Source organism: Alcaligenes sp. 1735tsa3 (assembly GCF_024134565.1).
GTDB classification, from domain to species: Bacteria; Pseudomonadota; Gammaproteobacteria; order Burkholderiales; family Burkholderiaceae_B; genus Alcaligenes; species Alcaligenes phenolicus.
The window spans coordinates 1992513-2010459 of record NZ_CP099862.1; the positions used below are offsets into that span (position 1 = coordinate 1992513).

Below are 17947 nucleotides of genomic sequence, written 5' to 3' on the forward strand. Positions count from 1 at the left end.
TCATGAAACGCCTGATCATTTCTATTGCCCTGTTATTACTTTCAGCGGCCCACGCCTGGGCAGAGCAGGCTTTGTCCTGGGGCGGGCAGCCCTCAAAAGATCGTTGCGATTTATCTGCAGGCGGAGTCTGGACGGAATATGCGGGTGGTGTCGCGTGCCTGCGCTATTTCGTGGGGGGAGAGATCGACGGTGCTCCAGTGGTCATTGTTGTCTTGCGCGGTGATCGTGATACTTGGCTGAAGCGCGATCCGCAGGATATTCCCCAAAACACGACCAGCGCTCAGACAGCGTTGGCGCGCTCGCTCTCTGAGGATATGGGTTTTCCAGTTGTTGTGATCTCGCGCCCCGGGACATATGGTGCTAGCGGAGACCACCGTCGTCGGCGACAGGCCGAAGAATTTCTCGCGATTGACGGTGCGTTGGACAATATCCGGGCCGATCATCGGATAGGGCGCTTCGTGCTCTTGGGACATAGTGGGGGGGCAACGGCAGGTGCTGCGTTGCTGACGATGGGGCGCGACGATATTGCATGCGCAGTGCTGACTTCAGGGGCTTTCGGCCTGCTGGAACGTGCTGAAGTTTTGCGCGAGACTGCCGGCAAGCCGTCGCGCCCAGGCCTGGATACGACCGGATTGCGGGCTCCCTATGATCCGCTGGATCATCTGGACGGGGTAGTGGTAGATCCAACTCGTCGCATTGTCATATTGGGCAACTCACATGACCGGGTGACGCCTTTCTATCTGCAGAAACGTTTCTATCAGGGGCTACGGGCTGGGGGGCATCGGGTGGAGTTGCGCGAGGCAGATGCCAGCGCTCCCGCTTATCACAATCTGACGGGCAAAGCTGGGCCGCGTGCGGCAGAGGAGTGTGCACGAGAGGTCACTCCGTGATTGCGGCACTGACCCAAAGGGCGAAGAGCCAGGTGTTGGCGGTGTGGCCGCCTTCTGTTTTGCACTGGCTATTTCGAATTGGACGGGTTGTACAGGCCGAACTGGCCTGGCCTTTGCCGGTTTACATCTTACTTTTCATCCTGTCAAAAATTACCCTGCTGCTTGCGCTGCTTTTGCCATGGAATATTCTCGCTACGCTCAGCCTGGGCCAGAGTTCCTTGCGACTTGAAATGATCTTCGGTCAGCTCGCTTCGGGTGTCGTTGTGGCAATTCTCATGGCGCTGGTTTTGGTCTGCTTTGGTGTGCATCTGGCCGCCGAGGCGCTAGGGGCAGAGATGTGTGAACGGGCCTCCGCGACCATTCTTGATCGGCATAGCAAGCTTGGCTTGTCCGAATCACTGCGTAGCAACGCCGCCAGTGATTATCGTCGGATACTCAGGCTGTTTGCCATGCTCGCCTACAGCACCATCGCAGTGGTTCTGATCGGGATCGGCTATCCAACCTTACTCATTATTTTGGTTGGCTATGTCATTCTGGGAGCCTTGGTGGTGGCTATGTTGCCGCCAGCATCCCCGCAGGGAGTTTCGTCAGAACTGCGGGGCAGGGCTTGGTGGGGGACAGGTTTCATTTGTCTGGTTGGCTGGGTCATCCATGACGCTTGGCGCGGCACTATGCCATCTTTTTGGTCCGTGTTCTTTTCGCTGCTACTCGCCCGCCAAACATTAATTTTCTTGATGATGTCTGCGTCTACTCTTGGTGTCTTATGGCGCCGCCGAGAGCGTGTCGAGGCCCTATTTGTGGCGGACCGTCCTTTCATGACACAGAGCCGTCAGGAGGCCGGGCTTACCGAATTGTTGACAGAGGATCGTCGAGATGCCTGGCTGTCGCCTTTACTTGCAGAAATGAGCCCGGAGCGTCTGTCACTTGATTTGGCGGCAACGCAATGGACTGAGCAGGGCAGGGTCGCCTACCTTGTCGCGCGTCCTGAAAATTCCGGTGATGACCGTAGTCTGATGATCCGTCTTTTCCATCGCTCGGTGGTTGGGATGGGACACCATGAGGCTGAACTTCTGGCGCATGGTACCCAGAATTGGCCGGCTCCGACGTTAATTGGAAAGCGTGATGTCGCCGGTAATCTCGCACTGATATTTCGCTGTTGGGGGGAGTGCGAGTGGGCTCCTCCAATGATGAATCGCAACGACACGCTAGCTTTGCGTGGGCAAATTCTGGGATGTGAGGTCCCTGACGATCTTGCCATGCGCTATTTGAGATCCCGGTCGCGTCTTCCGGATAGGGCCACTGCGATTAACTGGCCGATGTTTTCGGGGATGGCGAGAACGGCCAGCGAGGTCGCTGATTGCACCAGGTTAGAGGCTGCTTGGCCGCAGTTGATGCAATGGTTGCGGCATCGGCCCTCGCAGATCGTACTGCCAAAGATGGCGGCGCGCCGTATGGCGCGTGGTTCTAACGGGGGACGGCTGATCTGCAACTGGACGCTCTGGCAATGGGAGCCTCTTGGATTTGACTGGCCATGGTGTGAGCGCCCGGAACAGGATTTGCGGCAATGTCTTGATGTGGCAGCGCAATTGCGTCCATCGTTAGCAGATTGCCTGGTCGAGGATGTTTTGCTGGTCGCAGTCGTGGCCAGCTTCACAGATCGCAGCGAGACGGGCGCTTTCAGTGCGATGCTCGATCTGCTCTTGCCGCTTGTAAATGCGGTTGAGCGCTGTGGACTGCTGTATGTTGATGCTCGCGAACATGCGGGCGATGCTTACGCGCATGGGCCAACTAGGCCTCTAGCGCAGGAGGAAGGTAAGTGAAAAAAGCGCGTATGAGTAATAACAACAAATCTGAACGGACCGTTACGATTGCCTGGGGGGGGGATGTGAATATCGGTCGGCGGTTTCATTATCGGTTTGGGGCCGCCAATGCTCGGAATGCTCTCTCCCGAATTAAACCGTTGGTAGAGGCTGATCTTGGCATTGTGAATCTTGAATGTGTTGTCGCCACCAGCGGCACGGAATGTGTCGATAAGGGAGAGAGGTCTTCCTATTATTTCCGTGCTCGCCCCGAGATGATCGACACACTGATCCGTGGTGGCGTCGATATCGTAGCGACAGCCAACAATCACAGTGGTGATTACGGCCCTGACGCATTGGTAGAGCAAGGTGAGTGGCTTGATGCTGCCGGTATTGGTCACGCAGGGTCGGGGCGCACACGGGAAGAAGCGTTTCGACCCGTTTTCCGTCGCGCAGGGGGGCTCGATATCGCCTTTTTCGCGCTGGATGCGACACAGAAAAGTTTTGCGGCGGGCGAGGATACGCCCGGCACCGCATGGCTCGACCCGAAGCGACCACAGGAGTGGGCGGAAATCATGGCTCCGCTGATTATCGAGGCCCGGAAAAGGGCCGACATTGTCCTGGTTGCGATGCATTGGGGCGCGAACAACCTCCATCAGCCCGACACCGCCGAGATTGCAGGTGGACATGCCCTGATTGACGCTGGCGCAGATGCGGTGCTTGGCGCGTCGGCGCATCTGTTGCAGGGCATCGAGATCTATAAGAATAGTCCGATCCTGCATGATGCCGGGGATTTACTCTTTGATGCGCTGACGCGACCCGACAAGGACAGTGGCATTTTTACGCTGGAAATGGACCATCGAGGCGTGACGGGAGTGCGCTTCTTGCCGCTCGAGGTAGGATTTTGCCGTACATTGCCGTTGGCGCCAGAGGCGGCGGCCGAGGCGCTGAGCAAGTTTTCAAAGAAATGCCTTGCGCTAGGCACAAAGTGTGAAAGCACACGAGAGGGAGAGGCTTATGTAATGCTTTCTCCTCCCAGGCGCGCGCGTCTCCCCGCTCGTCCGGCCCCTACATTGCCGACTGCAGGACCAATTTCGGCGCTTCGCAAAGCGCGCCCAGAATGGTTGGCCGACGAGGTGCCGGCGGATGCCCGTCTGGTAGAGCCGTTACGCATCGGACCGATGGAGCTTTTGGGCCTGCGCGTTTCACCTGAGCATCTGAATCGCATCGGGCTGATCTCTGTGGAATCCTGGTGGCGTGTCCCTGATGCCGTCGATTGCGACTGGCGCATCGACTTTCGTGCGGAGCCAGCCAAGCCCGGACCGGTCGGGGCCTGGGGGCTTGGGTGCTCGCATGATCCTTGTGATTGGATGTGGCCTGTCAGCCGTTGGGAGCCGGGCCAGATCTATCGTGATTTCTACACATTGCGGCCCTCAGCGGTTCGCAATTGGCTCGATGAGACGCTGACACTTTCGTTGGGGCTGGTTAGCCAACTTGGGAAAACTGAACGCATCCAATTGCCACACCAGGTGCGGTTCGAATTATCGCCCAAGGCAGGTTTTGCTGTGCTTCGTGCCTACCCTGCTCAATATGAAGTCCCCGCGCTTGAGACGATCAGCCCTACACCGGAAATTCTCTGGACGGCAGATCAAATTGAAGAAGTGACGGGGGGCACATGGCTGGTGCGCCCACCCGAAGGCTGGTTTGTGCGCTCGGTGACGCATAAGTCTCGTCAACTCGGGAACGAGGGTATAAAAGCGCCGACACTTCTTGCAGTTATTGATCAGCGCATGGCAATGCGGCATGAATTGTCGGATTTCACTGCTGGGAAATACTGGGATATCCGGGATCGCTTGCCGATGTTGCAACACAAGCTTGCCGGCGCGATGGTGGCACGTCCCGTCGAAGGACTGGAGCCGGATTTTCCTTTGCTACAGGTCTCGGATCCTCTCCATGCACTGATCCAGCTTGGAGCTGTCGCGCGAAACCGGATGAAGGGACATGTCGTCGCGATAACAGGCAGTGCGGGAAAGACTTCGCAAAGTCTGATGCTCTCAGCGGCGATGGGCAAGGATCGCAAGGTGATCTCTAACTCCGTGCTGAACTACAATTCGCGCGTCGGTATCCTTCATTTGCTGGCGAATACACCGGCCTCTACGGATGTGGTCGTGGTCGAAGCAGCCGTCACCGCCATCAATGCACCGAAATTCCAGAATATTCGTCTTGTGCGCCCTGATATCGGGATCGTGACCAATATCGCACCTTCGCATATAAGTGGACCGGGATTGGGGCTGGATACGGTTGCGCGGCGAAAGGCAAATATTGTCGAGGGTATCAATCCGGGCGGGACCTTGCTGCTTAACCGGGAAATAGAGTTCTACGATATTTTCCAGCAACGAGCAGCTCAGCGTGGCGTACATGTCATGACCTTTGGTCAGTCCGAAGATGCGGATCTGCGCCTCCACCACTACGATCAGACCAGTGGCCGCGTTGAGGCAGCTCTACCGGATGGCAGACAGTTGGCCTACCACCTTGCCGCGCCAGGCTTGCACATGGCGATGAACAGCCTTGCCGCAATCGGGGTGCGGTTATTACTGGGTGGTGATTTGGACATCTTCCTTGAGGGGCTGACAGCGTTTCAGCCTGCCGCGGGGCGTGGAGCGGTATCTCAGGTCGAATTCGAGGGGCGAAACCTCACGGTTGTTGACGAGTCCTACAACGCAAATCCGGTTTCGATGAAGGCTGCCATTTCAACATTCGGCAAAATGAAAGTCGAGGGCCGTCGCATCCTCATCCTTGGAGATATGGCCGAACTGGGGGCGGACGCCGCGCGTTACCACCGGGAACTGACACCACATATCCAGGGAATACAGGCTGATGCGATCTTTCTATGCGGAAGTTTGATGGCAGAGCTGCAGGATGAACTCAACGCCCATGGAAATACTCCTTTAAACACGCATTACAAGAGCGTTGCAGACCTGATTCCTGATCTTGCAGAAAAGCTGAAATCTGGCGATTCAATTTTGCTAAAGGCATCAAATTCAGTCGGGATGGATAAAGTTTTTAGACACCTTTCAAGTTTGAAGTAGTGGGCGTTTAGCCACTCTTTTGGCCCGTCATAGGACGGGAGATTGCATTAACCGCAAAGAGCCTGCAGAGATTAAGGATTTTAAAAATGCCGGGATATTATATTGAGCGCGTGTGGGATGGGGAGGCGCGGCGCTCTAAGAATGATCTATACCGCATCCAGCCAGGGGCGTTTGTTCAATTCATTCTGAAACTGGAAGCCACGATGTCCGGTCGTGGCCAGGAGGTTTATCGTGATAGCGGTCGCTTGAACCGGCTGAACCTATCGGATATTCCTTATGATGGCAGCCAGACGGTGTCAATGATCAGTGAACAGATTCCGGGAGGTAGCCGCAGAAGTGCAGCTGTGGTTCTTGCAAGTATCTTGCATGGCGGTAGCTCGCATGCTGTCAAGCATATCAATGCGTCTCTTGTGAAAATGGGGCTGGGTAATACCAATCTGCGCAATGTGCGAGGGTTGGACGATATTGATCAGTTCACCTGCCTGCGCGACATTGTGCAATATTTTTCGTTTCAGCTGAAAAATGGGTCTCAGGAGACACAAGACTATGTCCGATCCATGCTATGCGAAGACCTCAATCTCGGAGGATCTCACCGAGTTTGGCTGGCTTTGAAAGGTCAAGGGCGGCACGAATCACTAGTGGCTCATTATGGCTTCGAAAAAGAGAAGCACAAGGAGGTGTTTGCCCGTGTTCGATCTGGGCAAACCAGTGGCCTGGTTGATGTCAACCTTCTTGATATGCAAGGGTTTATCTCCACCAGTGGCGGCAATTTGATTGGTTTTGCCGCTGGCAGCGATTTCGGGGGCGTGACATACCACCCCGACCGTTTGCGCAGGAACTCGGTTGCTGTCATAGCCGAAGGTGTTGGCTATGGCCTTGATCGTTCCCAGAGATTGGAATTTCAAAGATCGGCCAGCCTTACCATTGGGATCGGAAGCGACCCTGTATCGCCTGCAATTCCTCATTTGCAGGTGAAAAATGTCACGCAGACTTTGCGGCGTGTTGCTCGGGTAGCCCGAGATAGGTTCTCGGGAAAAGTTTTCTGTGTAACTGGAAGCGCAGGAAAAAGCACCACGTCTTCACTGATTGCAAAGGTTCTCGAAGGTGTTCCTGACGCTGGAAGAACGCATATGACATTCAACAACGGGAATCTTCTATTGGGGACATTAGAAACCATGATGACCGTGCCAGCCGATGCGAAGAATATCGTTGCAGAAATAGCAGCAGGGCGAGTTAAAGAGTGCAGCGATATATGCCGACCCGATGTTGCCGTGGTCACCAACGTGTCAAATGCCCACCGGAAGGCCTATAAGTCTCTTGAGGACATTGCGCGGGAGAAGGCTGGCGTATTCTCTGGCTTGAAAACGGGGGGGGCTGCAGTGATTTGCCGAGACAGCGATTGCTATGAAATATTTCATGACGAGGCTAGAAAATTCACCTCGAAGATAATCAGCTATGGCACCCACCAGGATAGTGACTGGCGCATGCTTCATTACGATTCACAGAATGGTGCTCTGAGAATATCTGTGGCTGGTGCCGAAATTGACATTAAGTTTCCTGCCGTTGGAGAGCATATTGCCGTCAATGCGATCGGAGCAATGGCGGCGGTTTCCCATCTGTACCGTGACTGGAAGCTAGCAATTTCTGACCTGGCTGGCTGGTCTCTTCTTGATGGCCGAGGCAGGGCGCACGATATCACTCTGTCCGATAAACGGACTATTCGCATTATTGATGAGTCTTTCAATGCGGCGCCGGGGGCGGTCATCGCTGTTCTTAAAACGCTGAATGAGCGCCCAGCCGTAGGCAGACGGATTGTCGTGCTCGGTGACATGCTTGAACTGGGAGATGCCAGCACCGATTGTCATATGGAGGTGCTCTCATTTTTGAATCGTTCCAACATAGATATGGCGTATTTTGTTGGGGATGAGTACCGAAAAGCACTTCAGCTACAAGGCTTGGAAAAGCCTCACATCTGCCATGAAGAGGCAAATGGAGTCCTCTCGGATTTGCTTGCGTATGTACGTCAGGGAGACGAGGTGACTGTCAAGGGAGCGCATGCAACGGAAGTCCATTCGATTGTGCGTGAAATCCGCAATCTTTCAGTGCCCAATATTCACTTAGGAAGTTAAAAAAATGGATTCCGTCGTTGCAGTCTTGATGGGGGGCAATTCCTCCGAACGTTCAGTGAGTATCGCATCAGGTAAGGCATGTGCCGAGGGCCTTTCTGCAGCTGGTTATCGTGTGGCACAGTTGGAGGTCTATGACAACGTAGCCGAAAAGCTGCTGCAAGTACGCCCAAGCGTCGTGTTCAATTCACTGCATGGAACCGGTGGGGAAGATGGAATTGTTCAAGGGCTTCTGGAAAGCCTTGGCATTCCCTATACGCATTCAGGCGTAATGGCATCGGCGTTGGCAATGCACAAAGTTAACGCGAAGCATGTGGCTGCCGCTCACGGCATTCCTGTCGCGGACGCAATAGAGGTTACCGCGTCAGAGGCGGCAGCGGCGCATGTGATGCAGCCACCTTACGTTCTGAAGCCTGTTTCTGATGGGTCGTCTTGTGGTGTACAGATTATTCGCGCAGGTGATGCTCCGCCGGTTCTACAGAGCGAAACAGCGTCTTTGATGGTCGAGCGTTATGTCGCCGGTCGTGAATTGACGTGTGCGGTCATGGGCGGCGAGGCGCTTGGCATCACAGAGATTGTGGTGGAGGGTGGGGCTTGGTACGACTTTACTGCCAAATACGCGGTTGGAGGCTCAACACATATATGCCCAGCGGTGCTGCCGTTGGACGTTGAAGAAAAGATTCGGCGCTATTCGGAGACAGCACATCGTGCTATTGGCTGTCGCGGCGTGACGCGATCGGACTTTCGCTACGATCCTGTGACGGGCGAGCTTATCTGGCTCGAAATTAATACCCAGCCAGGCATGACGCCAACGTCATTGTTGCCGGAAATTGCGGCTCACCAAGGTATTTCTTTCCAGGATCTGGTTTCATGGATTGTCCAGGACGCCTCTCTTAATCGTTAGTTTATGGTTGCCTTTGCCATTAGGGCGATGCGTGATAAGCCAGCCACTGCTCGCCGGGTTGGCTTATGGTCAGCGGGGGCAGGGTGGCCGTCAGCAACATCGCCTGCCGTGATGCGACAGGCCTTGCAAGAGGCATCCGCGTATCGACGTGAGCTGTTGGCGCTTGATGTTGAGGATGCCATGCTGGCTTGCCAGATTTATGCGCTCTGGTCCCGAAGTGTGGCCAAGAATCTATCCATGGCCGATATTCTGATTACGCGTTGTTTGTCTTTGTTGCCAGCGCAATAGGCTCACTTGACGGGTTTTTTCTGGCTTCTGCAAGCGGCCTTGGTTCTGAAATTTGTCTTACTAAAGCCCATGATGAAATTTAAATTTCATTATGGGCTTTATGCTTTCATTGCCAGGAAACAGAAATTTATCCCAATAAGGGTTTATACCCTGTTTTTCTCTGTAGGCCTTATTTGAAGCTACTCTTGGTGGGCGTGAGGTCATGACCTTCTTTCTTTTTTTCTGCTCCCAAGGGTAAATACGGAGCCAAATCATTGCGTCCATAATTGAAATTAAAATTTTATTAAGTATTATGTGAAAAACAAATTTCAATTTTAGGTTGTGTCATGGTCATCAAAGATTCGATCCTGGATATTCTCGATGTCCTGCCCAGCGCGGAGCGGCGGTTGGCCGATGTGGTCCTGTCTCATATGGGGCAGCTGGCTACTTACTCCGCCCAGGAACTGGCCGAGAAAGCAGGTGTATCGGCGGCTACCGCGGTGCGCTTTTTCCGGCGTCTGGGTTTTAACGGCTTTAACGAATTCCGGGTCACGGCCCGCGAGCAAATGGGTGACGGCGCTCCCTTCAAACGTCTGCACTCCATGTCCAGCAGCGGTATTCAGGCCGATATGACGCCGTTTATCAATGCAGACGTACAGAACATTTCCACCACCTTCCAGAACATTACTGAACAGCATCTGGACAACTTCACCCAAGCCGCCCTGAAAGCACGACGCATCTGGGTGTTTGGTTTCCGCAATGGCCAGATCCTGGCGTGCTACGCCCACTCTTTACTGCAGCAGTTGCGCCCGGATGTGCATCTGGCGGTGGGCACGGTGGCCCATCTGACCGAGCAACTGGCCGATGTGGAGGCAGGGGATCTGGCCCTGGTGATGGATTTTCGTCGTCGCTCGGTGCTCCTGCCTTCCTTGGTGGAGCATCTGCGGGGCGAGTCGGTACAGATGGCTTTTTTGACGGATGGCCTGGAAAGCTCCTTGCAGCGTTCGCAAGACATCGCATTCACGGTGGCAACACGCGGGGAGTACTTGTTTGACTCGCATACCGGCACGCTCAGCCTGATCAATTACTTGGTCAGCCGGGTGGCTCTGCAGGCCGAGACGCAGGTGGCGCGCAAGTTGCAGAAGATTGAATCCATCCATCGCAGTTTTCAGGACTTGAAGTCCAATAATTAAACCCATAGAAGTGGAGCAGACATGAACAAACATGCCGTTCGGGAGCAAGGCGCGGTGCAACTGTATCTGAACCCTCGTTGCGTTCAGGACAGCCAGGAATATGACGCCTCCTTGCAATCGATTTTGTCGGTAGCCGCCTTCGAGCAGGCTCAGGCCAGCATTGTGCAGTGGCCCGGTTACGCGCCTACCCCTTTGCGTCATTTGCCCGGTCTGGCCGCGCAGATGAAGGTGGGTGGGGTGTATTACAAGGATGAGGCCGGTCGTTTTGGTTTGGGCAGCTTCAAGGCTTTGGGCGGTGCTTATGCCGTCAATCGTTTGCTGTTGCGTCAGTTGCAAGCTCATACCGGCAATGCCAGCCTGACGCTGGATGATCTGAAGAGTCCTGCCTACAAGGACTTTATTGCTGGTTTGACCGTGACCTGCGCGACCGATGGCAATCATGGCCGCTCGGTGGCTTGGGGGGCGAAGAATGCCGGTTGTCAGTGCGTGATCTATATCCATGAGCATGTCAGTACTGGTCGTGAGCAGGCCATTGCCTCTTACGGGGCAAAGGTAGTGCGCGTACCCGGCAATTACGATGATTCGGTGCGCCAGGCTGCTGAAGATGCCAAAGAGCATGGCTATTTTGTGGTGTCCGATACGTCCTACCCGGGCTATATGGATGTGCCCAAGGATGTGATGCAGGGCTACACCGTGATGGTGCAGGAAGCGCTGGATCAGATTGCTTCGGGCAAGCCGGTGACTCACGTCTTTATTCAGGGTGGTGTGGGTGGTTTGGCGGCGGCCGTATGCGCCCATATGTGGGAGCGTCTGGGTCCGCAGCGCCCTCGCTTGATTGTGGTGGAACCCAACAAGGCCGATTGCCTGTTCCAAAGTGCTGTGCAGGGTAAACCCGTTACGGTCACCGGCGATTTGAATACGGTGATGGCCGGTCTGGCTTGCGGCGAAATCTCCTTGCTGGCCTGGGAAATTCTGGATCCCGGCACCTATGCCTATATGACGCTGGAAGACGATGCCGCCTTGCAAACCATGCGCCGTCTGGCCCGTGCCGATAAAGGTGATGCGCCGATTGTGGCGGGTGAGTCTGCCGTGGCCGGTGTGGCGGCTTGCATGGCTGCGTGCGAGCACGCGGACTGGCGTCAAGCTTTGGGCATTGATGAAAACAGCCAAATTATGTTTTTTGCCAGCGAAGGCGATACCGATGCAGAGCTGTATCAGCGCATTGTCGGTATGAGCGCCAAAGAAGTGCTGGCTCAGGAGCCGGTATGAACAGCCCAGCCAGCACTTGTTTAGCCATTAATGGCGAACGCCTGCTGCAGCGTATTGCGCAGTTGGCGCAGATTGGTGCAATCGACGGGGGCGGCGTCTGCCGCCTGGCCTTGACGGATGAGGACAAGGCGGGCCGCGATCAGGTGGTCAGCTGGATGCGTGATCTGGGCATGAGTGTGGAGATTGATCAGATCGGCAACATTATCGGGACACGCGCTGGCCGTCTGGATGTGGCGCCGGTCATGACGGGTTCGCACATTGATACCGTGCGTACTGGCGGACGCTACGACGGCAATCTGGGTGTGCTGGCTGGACTGGAAGTGGTGGCCAGTTTGAATGATGCCAATGTGCAGCTGGATCGCCCCTTGCAAGTGGTGGCCTTTACCAATGAAGAGGGAGCGCGCTTTGCTCCGGACATGATGGGCAGCCTGGTGTTTCAAGGTGGCTTGTCCTTGCAGGAGGCACTGGACACCGTGGGCATTGATGGCACGACCGTGCGCGAGAACCTGGAGCGTATTGGCTACGCCGGTTCCATGCCTTGCGGCCAACCTGATGTGCATGCCTATATGGAACTGCATATTGAGCAAGGTCCGGTTCTGGAACACGAAAGTATTGATATTGGTGCCGTGACTGGCGTGCAAGGGATTTGCTGGCTGGAGTTCGAGGTGCAAGGTGTCTCCAACCATGCTGGCACCACGCCCATGCATTTGCGACATGACGCCGGTGTCGTGGCGCAACAAATTGGCAGTTTTGTACGCCAGTTGACTGAACGCTACGGCCCGCCGCAACTGGGCACGGTAGGGCGCTGCGAGCTGTTTCCGAATCTGGTCAATGTGATCCCCAGCAAAGCCGTGTTTACCGTGGATTTGCGCAATGTGGACAAGGCCAGCCTGGATCAGGCCGAGCAGGAAGTGCTGGATTTTGCCCGACAGGCGGCCGAGCGAGAGGGTGTGCAGATCAAGCATCGCCATTTGGCCCGCTTTGATCCGGTGCAGTTTGATGAACGCTTGATCAGCAAGGTCGAGCAACACGCCAAGGATCTGGGCTGCTCGGTCAAGCGCATGCCCAGCGGTGCCGGGCACGATGCGCAGATGCTGGCTCGCTCCTGCCCCACAGGCATGATTTTTGTACCGAGTGTACGTGGTTTGAGCCACAACCCGGCAGAGTTTACCCACGATAAAGACCTGATAGCGGGATGTTCGATTCTGCTATCGACCTTGGTGGAGCTGGCCCGTGAATAAGCAGTAAATCCCTGATGACGGGACCGCCGCCACAAGAGCAAAGGCGGACCGCTTTTAACTACCTGGAGAGACAAAACATGAGCAACCTGCTTAAGGACCGCTTGCGTCCTGCGAAATCGTTAGCCGCCGTCTGGGCTGCCCTTGCCATCACCGCTATTGCCCCCGTGGCTGTCAGTGCTCAAACCACGCTGACCGCCGTGATGGAAGCGCCCTTGCGCTCCCTGGACCCGGTCATTACCACCTCCTACATTGTGCGCAACTACGGCTATATGGTGTATGACACCTTGCTGGCGGAAGATGCGCAGGGGCAGGTCAAACCCCAGATGCTGGAAGGCTGGAAAGTGTCCGAGGACGGCCAGACTTACACCATGACTTTGCGTGAAAACCTGCGCTGGCATGATGGCTCGCCTGTAACAGCTGAAGATGCAGTCGAGTCCATCAAGCGCTGGATTCAGCTGGACAAGATGGGCCAGATCATGACGGAGTTCCTGACCAAGATGGAGGTCGTGGATGATCGCTCCTTTGTGATGCAGTTCTCTTTCTCGACCGATATTGCCCTGCGCGCCATGGGCAAGCCCAGCTCCTTGCCTTTGTTCGTCATGCCCAAGGAGGTGGCACGCACGCCGGTCAGCCAGGCAATTACTTCTACCGTGGGTTCGGGACCATTCCGCTTTGTGGAGAAGGAATACCGCCCAGGTGTGCAGGCCGTGTTCGAGAAAAACCCGGACTACGTGCCCCGCAATGAGCCTGCCAGCGGTTTGGCCGGTGGCAAGCAGGTCAAGGTAGATCGTGTGCGATGGGTCGCCATGCCCGATGCCATGACCGGGGTGAACGCGCTGCGCAGTGGCGAGATTGATGTGATCGATCAGGTTCAGCTGGACCTCTTGCCCTTGCTGCAAAACGAGTCGGACATTGTCCTGAATGCTTCCACGGCTCGGGGCGCGCAGACCGAGATGCGCTTTAACTTCCTGCAGCCGCCATTCAATAACAAGCAAGTGCGTCAGGCCGCCATGATGGCGCTGAACCAGAAGCCCTTGATGCAGGCGCAAGTGGGCAACCCGGAATACTTTGAAACGTGTGGTGCCGTGTTTGGATGCCACAGCGTTTTCCCGTCACAAGCCGGTTCTGAAGCCTACTTCAAGGGGGATGCTGCCGGTGCGAAAAAGCGGCTGGAGCAGGCCGGCTACAAGGGCGAGCCCGTGGTCTTGCTGCATCCCACCGACTTCCTGACTTCGCCCGTGGTGCCTGTGATTGCCCAGCAACTGCGCAATGCCGGGTTCACCGTCAATGTGGAAGCCATGGACTGGCAAACCGTGCAGACTCGCCGCACCTCCAAGCGTCCCGTGCAAGAGGGCGGCTGGAGCATCATCACCACCTATTCGGGTCTGGTGGACGTGAGTAATCCGTTGAGCTTCATGGCGGTGGCCTCCAACGGCGACAAGGCCTGGTTTGGCTGGCCGGATGTCCCTGCCATTGAAAAGACACGCATGGAATTTGCCCGCGCCAGTGGCGAGTCCGAGCTGGGTCGTTTGGCCACGGACTTGCAAAAACACATCATGGATGAAGGTGTGATCGTCCCTCTGGGTGAGTTCAAGATGGTCAGCGCCGTGCGCAAGAACCTGAATGGCTTTCTGCAAACGCCGGTTCCGGTCTTCTGGAATGTGGAGAAGCGATGATTGGGCTTATTTTCAAGCGCGTACTGGCCACCATCCCGGTATTGCTGATTGTGGCGCTGGTGATCTTTGTGGTCCTGCGCATGACACATGGCGATGCCGCTGTACTGGTGGCGGGTGATAACGCGACGGATGCACAGATCGCGGAAATCCGTCATCAGATGGGGCTGGACCAGCCAGTGCCGGTGCAGTTCGTGCAATGGCTGGGCAGCATGGTGCAAGGGGACTTTGGCACGTCCCTGATCTCCAGCCGCCCGGTCAAGGATCTGGTGCTGGATCGTCTGGGACCTACGGTTTCGCTGACCTTGTTGACCCTGGCCTACACCCTGGCCATTTCCATTCCGCTAGGGGTGTGCTCGGCCTGGTATCGAGGCAAGTCGCTGGATCGCTTTGTGATGGCAGGGTCGGTGGCGGGCTTTTCCGTGCCGGTATTCATCGTGGCTTACTTGTTGATCCTGCTGTTTTCGCTGGAGCTGCGCTGGTTGCCGGTACAGGGCTACAAGCCCTTGAGTGATGGCCTGTGGGAGCACCTGCGGCATTTGATTCTGCCGGCGGTGTCCCTGGGTACGGTGTACATCGCCCTGATTACCCGCATTGTGCGCACCAGTGTGATCGACACCTTGAACGAGGACTACATCCGCACCGCCCGTGCCAAAGGCTTGAACGAGCGTCGTGTCCTGACACGTCACGCCCTGGGCAATGCGGCGGTTCCCATCCTGACGATTATCGGCATCAGCATCACCATGCTGATCGGCGGGGTGGTGGTGACCGAATCGGTCTTCAACATTCCGGGGCTGGGACGCTTGGTGCTGGATGCGGTGCTGTCGCGCGACTTTACGGTGATTCAGAGCCTGATCGTGCTGTTTTCGCTGGTGTATGTAGGGGTGAATCTGCTGATTGATATCTCCTACATGCTGGTCGATCCCCGTATCGATTATTGAGCCCTCGCTTTTTACAGGTAGAACAATATGCAAAAGCTCAACAAATTGAAGAAAGTGGTCGCCAGCAATTCGGCCCGTGCTGCCTTGCTGTTCCTGATCCTGATGGCCGCCATGGCGATCTTTGCTCCGTTTCTGGGTACGCAAGATCCCACCCAACTGGACCCCAGTGTGCGTCTGCAACCGCCTTCCGAGCAGTTCTGGCTGGGGACGGATGCACTGGGTCGGGATCTGTATTCCCGCGTGGTGTATGGGGCGCAAGTGTCCTTCATGGTGGGGTTCGGTGTCCTGGCCATCAGCGTGTTCTTTGGCGTGATTCTGGGTTCGCTGGCGGGTTACTTCCGCCGTCTGGACGCCGTCATCATGCGAGTGATGGATGGTGTGATGGCCATCCCTGGCATCTTGCTGGCCATTGCGCTGGTGTCGGTGTCCGGTGCCAGCCTGACCACGGTACTGATCGCCATTGCCATCCCGGAGATCCCACGCATGACACGGTTGGTGCGGGGCGTGATTCTTAGCGTGCGTTCCGAGCCCTATGTGGAAGCGGCCATGACGGTAGGGACTTCGGCTTACGTGATCTTGTCGCGCCATATGTTCCCCAACACCTTTGCCCCTCTGATTGTGCAAGGCACTTATGTGTTTGCCTCGGCGGTGTTGTTGGAAGCGATCTTGAGTTTCCTGGGGGCGGGCATCCCTCCCGAGATGGCCTCCTGGGGCAACATCATCGCCGAAGGTCGCCTGTATTTTCAGCTGATTCCCGGCATCGTGCTGTACCCCGGCATTGTGCTGTCCATCACCATTCTCAGTATCAACGTCCTGGGCGACGCCTTGCGCGATGCTCTGGATCCCAAGCTGGTCACACGGCTGTAAGTGACGAGGGCAGGAGACATAACAATGAATACCTCTACGACCAAGCCCCACTGTGTTTTGTCGGTGAAGGACTTGTGCATCGAAACTAAAGCGACTAATCCCCGCCAGTTGGTGAACAAGCTCAGCTTTGATGTGTATGCAGGCGAGACCCTCTGCATTGTGGGCGAGTCCGGCTCGGGCAAATCCTTGAGTTCCTTTGCCATCATGGGCTTGTTGCCGCCCGATACCTTGCGTGTCAGCCAAGGCAGTATCGAGCTGATGGGCGAGAACCTGCTGACCATGAACAAGGAGCATTTGCTGTCCTTGCGGGCTTCGGCCATGTCCATGGTGTTTCAGGAGCCCATGACCGCGCTGAATCCGGTGCAGCGGGTGGGCGAGCAGATCGACGAAGTGATCCGTATCCACGAGAAGAGCAGTTCCCGGCAGGAGCGTCGCCAGCGTGTGATCAATATGCTGGAGCGCGTGCGTTTGCCGGAGCCGGAAAAACTCTTCATGGCCTATCCGCATGAGCTGTCCGGCGGTCAGCGCCAGCGCATCATGATTGCCATGGCCTTGATCTTGCAGCCACGTTTGTTGATTGCGGATGAGCCTACCACGGCGTTGGACGTGACCACGCAAAAGCAGATTCTAAGCCTGATCAAGGAACTGCAAAGCGAATGCGGCACCTCGGTCATTTTTGTGACGCACGACTTTGGAGTGGTGGCGGATATTGCCGACCGGATTCTGGTGATGAAGCGTGGCGATAGTGTGGAGATGGGCACGTGTCAGCAGATTCTGTCCAATCCCAAAGAAGCCTATACCCGCTCCCTGATTGCGTCCGTTCCCAATGTGCATCCGCCTGCAAAAGAGGAAGTGCAAAACGAGGTCGTGCTGAGCGCCCGTGGTTTGGGCAAGGTCTATGGCTCGGATTGCTGGTTCTCCAAAGGTCGCAGGATGCATGCGCTTAGCGATATCAATCTGGATATCCGCCGAGATGAAGTGCTGGGCGTCGTGGGGGAGTCCGGCTCGGGCAAGTCCACCTTGGCGCGCTGCATTATTGGCCTGGTTGAGGCCAGTTCCGGGCAGATTACTCTGAACGGTGAAACTTTACCCGCCGCCTGCAAGGATCGCAGCCTGGCGCAGCGGCGCAAAGTGCAAATCGTGTTTCAGGACCCGTATCGCTCTTTGAACCCTCGCGTGACGATTGGCCAGTCTTTGACCGAGGGCATGCACAACATCGGCGTTGATCCCAAAGTTGCCATTGAACGCGTGACCGAGGTCTTGTCCATTGTGGGGCTGGACGCGGATGTGCTGGAGCGCTATCCGCATCAATTTTCGGGTGGTCAGCGGCAACGGCTTTGTCTGGCCCGCGCCATTGTGATGGAGCCGGATGTCCTGATTGCGGACGAATCTGTGTCCGCGCTGGATGTGCTGGTGCAAGAGCAAGTGCTCAAGTTGCTGGTCGATATCAAGCGCAAAACTGGTGTGGCCATCCTGTTTATTACGCACGACTTAAGGGTGGCGGCCCAGATTTCTGATCGCATTGTGGTGATGCAAAAAGGCCGGATTGTGGAGGCCGGGGACCCAGGCCGTGTCATTAGCCAGCCTAGTCAGGCTTACACCCGTGAACTGGTGGAATCCGCACCCGGTGTGCATTGGGATTTTCAGAATTTTTGTGCTTATGCCTGATTGATGCGCGTGTCAGCGCA

At 56.0% G+C, this 17947-nt stretch carries 13 protein-coding genes; all 13 read left to right on the top strand.

Annotated elements, in window-relative coordinates:
• Positions 1 to 2 precede the first annotated feature (2 nt).
• The 13 genes from NIZ92_RS09220 (at position 3) to NIZ92_RS09280 (ending at position 17927) form a co-directional block, all read left to right on the top strand.
• Entirely contained in the window at positions 3 to 890 is an 888-nt protein-coding gene (locus tag NIZ92_RS09220; RefSeq protein ID WP_254003142.1) for a S9 family peptidase, read from the top strand.
• Positions 887 to 2710 carry a hypothetical protein gene (locus NIZ92_RS09225; protein ID WP_254003143.1) on the top strand — a complete coding sequence of 608 codons (1824 nt, stop codon included), beginning with the start codon at positions 887 to 889 and terminating at the stop codon, positions 2708 to 2710. The genes NIZ92_RS09220 and NIZ92_RS09225 overlap by 4 nt, the downstream gene beginning before the upstream one ends.
• A complete protein-coding gene (locus NIZ92_RS09230) occupies positions 2707 to 5778 on the top strand; it encodes a CapA family protein (RefSeq protein WP_254003144.1) in 3072 nt (1023 codons plus the stop codon). The genes NIZ92_RS09225 and NIZ92_RS09230 overlap by 4 nt, the downstream gene beginning before the upstream one ends.
• An 86-nt stretch (positions 5779 to 5864) precedes the next feature.
• Positions 5865 to 7907 carry a Mur ligase family protein gene (locus NIZ92_RS09235; RefSeq protein WP_254003145.1) on the top strand — a complete coding sequence of 681 codons (2043 nt, stop codon included), beginning with the start codon at positions 5865 to 5867 and terminating at the stop codon, positions 7905 to 7907.
• Between the two features lie 4 nt (positions 7908 to 7911).
• Entirely contained in the window at positions 7912 to 8808 is an 897-nt protein-coding gene (locus tag NIZ92_RS09240; RefSeq protein WP_088452807.1) for a D-alanine--D-alanine ligase, read from the top strand.
• Between the two features lie 123 nt (positions 8809 to 8931).
• Positions 8932 to 9096, top strand: a complete 165-nt coding sequence (locus tag NIZ92_RS09245) for a hypothetical protein (protein ID WP_170978541.1) — start codon at positions 8932 to 8934, stop codon at positions 9094 to 9096.
• 326 nt (positions 9097 to 9422) lie between these two features.
• Positions 9423 to 10268 carry a MurR/RpiR family transcriptional regulator gene (locus NIZ92_RS09250; protein WP_254003146.1) on the top strand — a complete coding sequence of 282 codons (846 nt, stop codon included), beginning with the start codon at positions 9423 to 9425 and terminating at the stop codon, positions 10266 to 10268.
• 21 nt (positions 10269 to 10289) lie between these two features.
• Positions 10290 to 11537 carry a diaminopropionate ammonia-lyase gene (locus NIZ92_RS09255; protein ID WP_254003147.1) on the top strand — a complete coding sequence of 416 codons (1248 nt, stop codon included), beginning with the start codon at positions 10290 to 10292 and terminating at the stop codon, positions 11535 to 11537.
• Entirely contained in the window at positions 11534 to 12778 is a 1245-nt protein-coding gene (locus NIZ92_RS09260) for a Zn-dependent hydrolase (RefSeq protein WP_254003148.1), read from the top strand. Before NIZ92_RS09255 ends, NIZ92_RS09260 begins: the two co-directional genes overlap by 4 nt.
• Before the next feature lie 77 nt (positions 12779 to 12855).
• The gene (locus NIZ92_RS09265; RefSeq protein WP_254003149.1) at positions 12856 to 14454 is read left to right on the top strand and encodes an ABC transporter substrate-binding protein; all 1599 of its coding nucleotides are present in this window, start codon (positions 12856 to 12858) and stop codon (positions 14452 to 14454) included.
• Complete coding sequence (locus NIZ92_RS09270) at positions 14451 to 15392, top strand: ABC transporter permease (RefSeq protein ID WP_026482654.1); 942 nt, start codon at positions 14451 to 14453, stop codon at positions 15390 to 15392. The genes NIZ92_RS09265 and NIZ92_RS09270 overlap by 4 nt, the downstream gene beginning before the upstream one ends.
• A 27-nt stretch (positions 15393 to 15419) precedes the next feature.
• Complete coding sequence (locus tag NIZ92_RS09275) at positions 15420 to 16259, top strand: ABC transporter permease (RefSeq protein ID WP_009454332.1); 840 nt, start codon at positions 15420 to 15422, stop codon at positions 16257 to 16259.
• A 24-nt stretch (positions 16260 to 16283) separates the two neighbouring features.
• On the top strand, positions 16284 to 17927 hold the full coding sequence (locus NIZ92_RS09280; RefSeq protein WP_254003150.1) for an ABC transporter ATP-binding protein: 1644 nt from the start codon (positions 16284 to 16286) through the stop codon (positions 17925 to 17927).
• The last annotated feature ends 20 nt before the right edge of the window (positions 17928 to 17947 follow it).

Excerpts from the sequence above, each read along its gene's own strand:
- NIZ92_RS09260 (WP_254003148.1), top strand. The coding sequence starts at position 11,534 with ATGAACAGCCCAGCCAGCACTTGTTTAGCCATTAATGGCGAACGCCTG.
- NIZ92_RS09255 (WP_254003147.1), top strand. The coding sequence starts at position 10,290 with ATGAACAAACATGCCGTTCGGGAGCAAGGCGCGGTGCAACTGTATCTG.
- NIZ92_RS09265 (WP_254003149.1), top strand. The coding sequence starts at position 12,856 with ATGAGCAACCTGCTTAAGGACCGCTTGCGTCCTGCGAAATCGTTAGCC.
- NIZ92_RS09270 (WP_026482654.1), top strand. The coding sequence starts at position 14,451 with ATGATTGGGCTTATTTTCAAGCGCGTACTGGCCACCATCCCGGTATTG.
- NIZ92_RS09240 (WP_088452807.1), top strand. The coding sequence starts at position 7,912 with ATGGATTCCGTCGTTGCAGTCTTGATGGGGGGCAATTCCTCCGAACGT.
- NIZ92_RS09235 (WP_254003145.1), top strand. The coding sequence starts at position 5,865 with ATGCCGGGATATTATATTGAGCGCGTGTGGGATGGGGAGGCGCGGCGC.
- NIZ92_RS09280 (WP_254003150.1), top strand. The coding sequence starts at position 16,284 with ATGAATACCTCTACGACCAAGCCCCACTGTGTTTTGTCGGTGAAGGAC.
- NIZ92_RS09250 (WP_254003146.1), top strand. The coding sequence starts at position 9,423 with ATGGTCATCAAAGATTCGATCCTGGATATTCTCGATGTCCTGCCCAGC.
- NIZ92_RS09275 (WP_009454332.1), top strand. The coding sequence starts at position 15,420 with ATGCAAAAGCTCAACAAATTGAAGAAAGTGGTCGCCAGCAATTCGGCC.
- NIZ92_RS09220 (WP_254003142.1), top strand. The coding sequence starts at position 3 with ATGAAACGCCTGATCATTTCTATTGCCCTGTTATTACTTTCAGCGGCC.